This is a genomic window from Lutibacter sp. HS1-25 (assembly GCF_004121075.1).
Taxonomy (GTDB): Bacteria; Bacteroidota; Bacteroidia; order Flavobacteriales; family Flavobacteriaceae; genus Lutibacter.
In genome coordinates, this window is the sequence record NZ_RHLN01000009.1 from 94,316 (window position 1) to 103,190 (window position 8,875).

At 33.8% G+C, this 8,875-nt stretch carries 8 protein-coding genes; 6 read left to right on the forward strand and 2 right to left on the reverse strand.

Features of this window, described 5'->3' with window-relative positions; all coding sequences use genetic code 11:
• Positions 1 to 118 precede the first annotated feature (118 nt).
• From EC396_RS05370 to EC396_RS05395, 6 genes are all read left to right on the forward strand, one after another.
• Complete coding sequence (locus EC396_RS05370; protein ID WP_164975206.1) at positions 119 to 3,448, forward strand: T9SS type B sorting domain-containing protein; 3,330 nt, start codon at positions 119 to 121, stop codon at positions 3,446 to 3,448.
• Between the two features lie 106 nt (positions 3,449 to 3,554).
• Positions 3,555 to 4,448, forward strand: coding sequence for a DnaJ C-terminal domain-containing protein (locus tag EC396_RS05375; RefSeq protein WP_129365680.1), 894 nt, complete (start codon positions 3,555 to 3,557; stop codon positions 4,446 to 4,448).
• 2 nt (positions 4,449 to 4,450) lie between these two features.
• Positions 4,451 to 4,747: a chaperone modulator CbpM gene (locus EC396_RS05380; RefSeq protein ID WP_129365681.1), complete on the forward strand. Its 297-nt coding sequence runs from the start codon at positions 4,451 to 4,453 to the stop codon at positions 4,745 to 4,747.
• Between the two features lie 22 nt (positions 4,748 to 4,769).
• Positions 4,770 to 5,213: a DUF4440 domain-containing protein gene (locus EC396_RS05385; RefSeq protein WP_129365682.1), complete on the forward strand. Its 444-nt coding sequence runs from the start codon at positions 4,770 to 4,772 to the stop codon at positions 5,211 to 5,213.
• Between the two features lie 104 nt (positions 5,214 to 5,317).
• Complete coding sequence (locus EC396_RS05390) at positions 5,318 to 6,217, forward strand: phospholipase A (protein ID WP_129365683.1); 900 nt, start codon at positions 5,318 to 5,320, stop codon at positions 6,215 to 6,217.
• 78 nt (positions 6,218 to 6,295) lie between these two features.
• Positions 6,296 to 7,867, forward strand: a complete 1,572-nt coding sequence (locus tag EC396_RS05395) for an NAD(P)/FAD-dependent oxidoreductase (RefSeq protein ID WP_129365684.1) — start codon at positions 6,296 to 6,298, stop codon at positions 7,865 to 7,867.
• A 214-nt stretch (positions 7,868 to 8,081) separates the two neighbouring features.
• Here EC396_RS05395 and EC396_RS05400 read toward each other — a convergent pair whose 3' ends face one another.
• Complete coding sequence (locus EC396_RS05400; RefSeq protein ID WP_240665684.1) at positions 8,082 to 8,261, reverse strand: transposase; 180 nt, start codon at positions 8,259 to 8,261, stop codon at positions 8,082 to 8,084.
• A 47-nt stretch (positions 8,262 to 8,308) separates the two neighbouring features.
• On the reverse strand, positions 8,309 to 8,875 hold a 567-nt coding region (locus tag EC396_RS18270; protein WP_205757918.1), incomplete at its 5' end, for a transposase.

The window sequence follows — 8,875 nt, forward strand, 5'->3', positions numbered from 1 at the left end:
TTTTTTTTGTTTTACTAATTTATGAACCCTATAAATTAAATGAATTCAACATTTTAGCTTAAATCTAAATCAATTACTTATTTTTACTTTTTACAAAATAATTTTACATTTATAAATGTTGACAAAGAACATATTACTCAGATTATTTTTTTTATTTTTTATAGTTATTTCAAATAAAAATTGGGCACAAACACCACCAGTATTAACTGCTTTGGGTAATCAAGCATATTGTCCGTTAAGTAATATTCCTATTGTTACCGATTTTACTTTAACAAGTGGTACAAATCAAGTTGATGCTATTTTTATTCAAATTTCAACAGGATATGTAAATGGCCAAGACAGATTACAATTATTAGGAAATCATCCAAACATTACTGAACAACCATTTAATACTTTAGAAGGAAAATTAGAACTAAAGTGGACTGGCTCTGGAATTGCAAACGATGCCGAGTTAATTGCTGCAGTAAAAGAGGTGGTTTATAGAAGTACTGCCCTAAACCCTGCAAACGATAAAACATTTTCTATAACTGTTGGCGAAGCAAATTACCTGCCTTCAACAGGCCATTATTACGAATATGTGCCTTCTTTAGGTATAACTTGGACTAGTGCAAAAACAGCTGCAGAAGGGCGAAAATATTATGGTTTACTACAGGGTTATTTGGCAACAATAACCTCTGCCGATGAAGCAAAACTAAGTGGAGCACAGGCAGCAGGTGCGGGCTGGATAGGTGGTAGTGATGCTGCCGTTGAAGGAACTTGGCGATGGGTAACTGGACCTGAAAATGGAAAATCTTTTTGGATTGGCAATGGAAGTGGTTCTACTGTAGGAACAGATATTCCTTTTGCTTTTTGGAACAGCGCCAATGGCGAACCAAACAATTTAGGAAATGAAGATTATGCACATGTAACTGCACCCGGAATTGGTCAGGCTGGTTCTTGGAATGATTTAAGTAATACCGGAGGTGCATCTGGAGATTATCAACCCAAAGGCTATATTGTTGAATATGGCGGAATGCCTGGTGATCCTGTTTTAAACCTTTCAGCATATACCCAAATTACTATGCCACAAATACTTACAACCTCAGCAAACACACCTCTTTGCGGTTCGGGTATTGCCACCATTACTGCCAACTCAAATACTGGTTATGTTATTTGGTACGATAGCCCTACAGGTGGCACAAAATTAGGAACAGGATCTACTTACAACTCTCCTTTGCCTATCAATACAACTACAAGTTACTATGCTTTAGCTTCTGCAGATGGCATTTGCGAAACAGGAACCAGAGTTAAAATTGATATTGTTGTAAATAGCATACCAACCATTATCTCGGCTCCACCATCAACAATTTGTGGCGCAGGAATAGGGATTTTAAACGCATCAGCTTCTGCAGGAACAATTAATTGGTACAACTCGCCTACTGGCGGTACTTTATTAGGAACAGGAAATAGTTTTACTTCACAAGTTATTACAAACACAACAACTTATTATATTGATGCAACTGATAAAAATTGTACAACTTTAACCAGAACACCCATTGTTTTAAATGTTGAATATACGCCTGAACCAACCGCACCTTTAACACAAAGTTTTTGCGATATAGCAAATGCAACTTTGGCTAATTTGTCTATTACAGGCACTAACGTTTTATGGTATGCAACAGCAACAGGCGGTGTGGCTTTACCAATTTCAACAGTACTGGTAAATAATACTACCTATTATGCCAGTCAAACTTTAAATACCTGTGAAAGCGCTACAAGATTTGCTGTAAATGTAAAAGTTTACGAAACTGTTGTTGCGCTACCTCCTGCCAATATACCTGTTATTTCAACGTGTGACAATGCTTCAGATGGAGATGACACAAACGGGTTTTCAACCTTCGATTTAACAGTAAATAATTCTATTTTACTAAATAATAAAAATGCTTCGGATTTTACATTTTCGTATTTTGAAGATCCATCTTATAGCCTAACTAGTGAAATTTTAACACCTTCAAATTTTGTAAATACCATAAAAGACGGACAACCTATTTATGTGAAAATTTCGAACAATTTAGATTCAACTTGTTTAACTGAAACTAAATTTAACATTCAAGTAAATTCATTGCCAGTAATTACCTCAACTGCTACACTTTTAAATTGTGATGAAGATGGAAATTACGATGGTTATACCGATTTTAATTTAACTGAAGCCAATAATGAAATTACAAATGGCGACAATTCATTAATCGTAAACTATTATTTGACCTTAGCTGAAGCCAATTCGGGCATAACTCCACCAATAAATCCTTCGCCTTTTAACAATGCAACGGCAAGCACCGTATATGCACGTGTTGAGAATGCAAATGGCTGTTATAGAGTTGCTACTGTAAATTTAAAAGTTTCAACAACTCATTTTCCAATAGGCTATATGGCAAATTTATCAACTTGTGATTCAGATGCTACAATAGATGGCTATGAAACATTTGACCTTACGCTAGCTTCACAAGAAATTATAGATCAATTTCCAACAGGTCAAAATTTAAGTGTGCATTATTATCGAAATTTAACTGATGCTCAATTAGAAGAAAATGAAATTTTACCACAAAATGCGTACAAAAACCAAAATCCTTTTTCTCAAATTTTATATGTTAGGGTTGAAAGTGAAGACAATGGAGATTGTTTTGGAATTGGACCACATTTAACTTTAACGGTATTTCCTCGTCCGCAATTTGAAGTAAATCCAACTGAAATTGTATGTTTAAATTTACCTCCTATAACCTTAGCGCCCAACAATGCTCAAGGCACATATACATACCAATGGTTCAACGAAAATGGCGATATAATTAGCAACCAACCAATAGTATCTGTTTCAAAAGGAGGTATTTATACGGTAATTGCAACTTCAGGTGCCAACTGTAAATCGTTTCCTCAAACAGTAACCGTAACTGAATCTGTAATTGCAAATATTACTCAAAAAGACGTTACAATAACCGATGATTCTTCAGAAAATGCGATTTCAATAAACAACGAAAATAACAATTTAGGTATTGGAGATTACGAATTTGCTTTGGATAACTCCTACGGTCCATATCAGGATAGCCCTATTTTTAACTCGGTACCTGCCGGAATTCACACCATTTATGTACAAGATAAAAATAATTGTGGTATTGCCAGTATTGAAGTTTCAGTAATTGGATTTCCTAAATTTTTTACGCCAAACAACGATGGTTTTAATGATACTTGGCATATTGATGGTGTAAATGCCCAATTTTACCCAACGGCTACAATTTATATTTTTGACCGTTTTGGAAAACTACTTACTCAGCTAAATGCCTCAAGCAATGGTTGGGACGGTAATTATAACGGAGAATCACTTCCACCAACCGATTATTGGTTTTCAGCCCAATTAATTGACAACGATGGAAATATTAGAGAAAAGAAAAGTCATTTTAGTTTGATAAGAAAATAGTTTTTTAACTACAGATCCATTTTGTTAATATATTTAAAATGAGTACTTTTAAAGTAATTTCATTTTAAAAATGAAAGCATCTTTCAACCAATAATAATTAAAAAAAATGAACTTTATTGATTATTATAAAATATTAGGAATTGATCAAAAAGCCACTGAAAGCGATATTAAAAAAGCGTATCGGAAATTAGCGCGCAAATACCACCCAGATTTAAATCCAAACGACAAAGAGGCTGAAAAAAAATTCAAAGAAATTAATGAAGCCAATGAAGTTTTAAGTCATCCTGAAAATCGTAAAAAATACGACAAGTACGGTAAAGACTGGCAACATGCCGAACAATTTGAAAAAGCCAATCAACAGCAACAATACCAACAACGTTCGCAACAAAGTAGTTCGGGAAATTTTGGTGAAGAAGATTTTTCAGATTTTTTTAGTGCTATGTTTGGCGGAAGAAGTGGTTCTGCAAGATCTGGCAACCGAAATGTTAAATTTAAAGGACAAGATTTTAATGCCGAATTGCAGCTGGATTTAAAAGATGTTTATAAAACCGACAAAAGAACTTTAACCATTAATGGCAAAAACATTCGCTTAACAATACCTGCTGGGGTTGAAAACGGACAAACAATTAAAATTAAAGGATATGGTGGCGAAGGCATAAACAATGGCCCTAAAGGAGATTTATACCTAAAATTCAACATTTCCAATCATACCAATTTTAAACGCGACAAAGATAATTTATATACTAACGTTGACCTTGATTTGTACACGGCTCTTTTAGGAGGCGAAACAGTAGTTGATACTTTTGACGGAAAAGTAAAATTAAAAGTAAAACCCGAAACTCAAAACGGAACTCAGGTAAAACTAAAAGGAAAAGGTTTTCCTGTTTACAAAAAAGAAGGTTCATTTGGCGACTTATATATTTCTTATCAAATAAAGATGCCAACAAATCTTTCTGAAAAAGAAAAAAAACTATTTGAAGAATTGGCAAAACTACGATAGACATGGATGCAACAAATTACATTTCACTAACTCAGTTATGCGAACACTACCAAGTAGAATTTTCGTTTTTTAATCAACTTCACGAAGTTGGATTGATAAAAGTAACAACCATAAAACAAACATTGTACTTGCACCAAGATACTTTAAATGATCTTGAAAAAATGATTAGAATTCATCAGGATTTAAATATCAATATTGAAGGAATTGATGCTGTTTTTAACTTACTTCAAAAAATGGAAAACCTACAAAGAGAGTTGAATTCGCTTCAAAACAGGTTAAAATTGTACGAAAAAAATTAAAATCCACTTTCAATTAAAAGAAATGAAAAGAAAAACAATTTTACTGTCAATTATTTTTCTAACAATTTCTTGCAATACAACTATGAAACAAGACGATTTAACTAAGTGGAAAAACGAAATTATTGAAACCGAAAAAGATTTTGCCGAAACTGTTTTAAAAGAAGGCGTTGCTTCAGCATTTTTAAAATATGCTGCAGAAGATGCTGTTTTAATGAGAAACAACAATTTAATTATTGGTAAAAACTCCTTAAAAGATTTTTATAAAAATTCAAATTCAGACCAAGGAAGTCTAACCTGGAAACCCGATTTTGTTGATGTTTCTAATTCGGGAGATTTGGGTTATACTTACGGAAAATACCAATATACCGCTACAGATTCTTTAGGAAACACAAATACTTCTGAAGGTGTTTTTCACACAGTTTGGAAAAAACAAAGCGATGGAAAATGGAAATTTGTTTGGGATTAAAACCTCATTTCAAAAAAAATTGGCTGTAAACTTTTAAAAATCTACATTATTTAAAATTAATATTCACAAGAAAAAAAGGTATTTTAGCTTTATAAGACAATTGTATGAAATTAAAATTATACTTAGTATTTCTTTTTGGAATAATAGCTATATCTCATTCACAAAACAAGTTTGATACTGAAACCGTTTCACTTTCTGAACGCTGGAATTTAATAAAACCAGGCGATAAAAAACAGCTATTTAAATTTGAACCTTACAAGCCTGTTTATATTTTATTTGCAAATTATACAAATAATATAAACCTACAACCAACAAGCGAAAATCCAAACAATACCGTCCCTTTCCCTTTAGATTTAAACCCAGTTGAGTTAAAATTTCAACTTAGTTTTAAAACAAAGATTTTACAAAATGTTTTTGGCGAAAAAACAGGTGGCGATTTTTGGATTGGCTATACACAATCCTCACGATGGCAAATCTACAATGCTAAACAATCTCGACCTTTTAGAGAAACCAATTACGAGCCTGAAATGATTTTTATATTACCTACAAAATATAAACTTTTTGGATTAAATGGCGTTTACACGGGTGTTGCTTTAACACATCAAAGCAATGGTAGAGCAAACCCACTTTCACGAAGTTGGAATCGTGTTATTTTTCATGTAGGTTTAGAAGCTCAAAATTGGTCTGTTATTTTTAAACCTTGGATTCGTATTTCAGAAGATTTGGCTGAAGATGACAATCCGAATATTGAAAATTATATTGGTAGAGCTGAACTATTGGTTGCGTACAAACACAACAGACACCAAGTGAGTTTTAGAGGACGACACTCCCTAAATGGCGGCGATAATAACCGTGGAAGTGTGCAATTTGATTATGCGGCTCAACTATATAATAATCTAAAAATATATACACAATTTTTTCACGGTTACGGAGAAAGTTTGATTGACTTCAATCACAAACAAACCACAATTGGCATTGGATTGTCATTGGTTAACTGGATGTAATTATGTTAGATTGTTAAAAAATTACAGCAAACAATACTACAATAGTTTTATCGCTTAAATTTGATTAATTTTGCCGCTATGGTAAAAGAAATTCAAATACGGGTTCAACTTCAAGAAGAAAAAGTAGCAGGTTTTTTGGCTAAAAAAGCTGCTCGTAATTTGGGTATTTCAGCAAATGAAATTACCGCCATAAAAGTACTTAGAAAATCTATTGACGCTCGAAAAGCAATCATATTTTTTAACTATAAATTAGCCGTTTATATCAACGAAAACATTCCTGAAACACCCGATTATATTTTTGATTATAAAGATGTTTCAAAAGCAAAAGAAATTCATATTATTGGCTTTGGTCCTGCCGGAATGTACGCCGCATTGCGTTGTATAGAACTTGGTTTTAAACCCATTGTTTTAGAACGTGGTAAAAATGTGCAAGATAGAAGGCGCGATTTACGTGCTATCAATCAGTTTCATTTGGTTGATGAAGATTCAAATTATTGTTTTGGTGAAGGTGGTGCAGGAACATATTCAGACGGAAAATTGTACACCCGAAGTTTAAAACGTGGTGATGTTCGCCGTATTTTTGAAAACTTGGTTTATCATGGTGCAACAGACCAAATTTTGGTAGATGCTCACCCGCATATTGGTACTAATAAATTGCCAAAAGTGGTTAAAAATATTCGTGAAACCATTTTAAAATATGGTGGCGAAATTCATTTTGAAAGTCGTGTTACCGATTTCATTATAAAAAACAACAAACTGCAAGCCATACAATTACAAAATGGCAAAGAAATGCCTGTTGAAGCTGTAATTTTAGCAACTGGGCATTCGGCACGAGATATTTATTATTTATTACATCGTAAAAATATTGCCTTAAAATCCAAATCATTCGCTATGGGCGTTCGTGTTGAACATCCGCAGGAAATTATTGATTCTATTCAATACCATTGCAAAGGCGAACGAGACGAATTGCTACCTGCAGCATCGTATAGCTTGGTGCATCAGGTTCAAAACAGAGGCGTTTATTCGTTTTGTATGTGTCCGGGCGGATTTATAGTACCTGCAGCAACAGCCAATGGCGAAGTTGTTGTAAATGGTATGTCGCCTTCAAAAAGAAATAATTTATACGCCAATTCTGGTATTGTTGTTGAAATTAATGCCGAACAAGATTTGCGTAAATACGAACAATTTGGCGTGTTAAAAGGCTTAGAATTTCAAAAAGATCTGGAAAAATTAGCCTGGGTTGCCGGTGGAAAAACACAAGCTGCTCCTGCACAACGTTTAACAGATTTTGTTGAAGGAAATTTATCAAACACACTCAATCCAACTTCATACCAACCAGGCTTAAAATCGGCATCATTACACTCCATTTTACCAAAACAAATTGGCGGAAGATTGCGCAAAGGTTTTGAAGAATTTGGCAGAAAAATGCATGGTTTTTATACTGCGGAAGCCAATGTTATTGGGGTTGAATCCAGAACCTCATCTCCGGTAAATATTCCAAGAAACGAACAATTGGAACATCCTGAATTAGAAGGTTTATTTCCTTGTGGTGAAGGTGGTGGTTATGCTGGCGGAATTGTTTCAGCAGCAATGGATGGCGAACGCTGTGCAGAAGCGGCTGTTAATAGGGTTTTAGGTGTAAATCAATAGACTGTTTAGTTTTTAGTTGCAGTGTTCAGTTCTCAGTTGCAGTTTTCAGTCTTTGTCTTTGTCTTTGTTCTTTGTTCTTTGCTCTGTTAATAATAGATGATTAAAATTCATAAAAAGAAGCCGTCTCAAAATTAAATTGGGGCGGTTTTTTTTATTTTTAATTTCTACCGATAATTTTAGGATGTTTTAATTTTTGGCATGAAGTTGCCATTTATTAGGCACATTTCTTTCTTATATTATGTGCTAATGCGTGTAATCCGAACTCTAATTCAGCTTTTTCTATTCCTTTATGGGTAAATCGTTTAAAATTTCGATTGGATTTTATGTGTGCAAAAACAGGTTCTACATCGGCAGTACGCTGTTTGCGTTTTAGTTCACCTATTTCGCTAAGCAAATTCCTTCTTGCTTTTTCCTTGTATGCCTCTAGTTTGTGATTCCGCTCTACAATTCTATTTCCTTTTGCCTTAAAACAAGCGCCTCGCAATTGACAATCTTGACAGTTTTGTGCGCTATATATACTACTAGTTTGTGCATAACCTGTTTTAGTTCACCTATTTCGCTAAGCAAATTCCTTCTTGCTTTTTCCTTGTATGCCTCTAGTTTGTGATTCCGCTCTACAATTCTATTTCCTTTTGCCTTAAAACAAGCGCCTCGCAATTGACAATCTTGACAGTTTTGTGCGCTATATATACTACTAGTTTGTGCATAACCTGATTTGGTTTTTCTCTTTCGCTCACCTATTTTTTTCATAGTTTGACCCATTGGACAGATATAGTGGTCTTGATCTTGGTTGTAATATAGTTTATCCCTGTTGAAGTCCTCGTTTTTCTTTTTTAGCTTTGACTTTAAAATACCTTGTTCTTTATCAAAAGTGTTGTATTTCACATAGGTGTTTATCTTTTTTTGCTCTAAAAACTCATAATTTTCTTCGCTTCCATAACCTGCATCAGCGGTCAATTGTTCTGGTAAAAATTCATATAAATATTCAAAAGTATTAAGGTGTGGTTT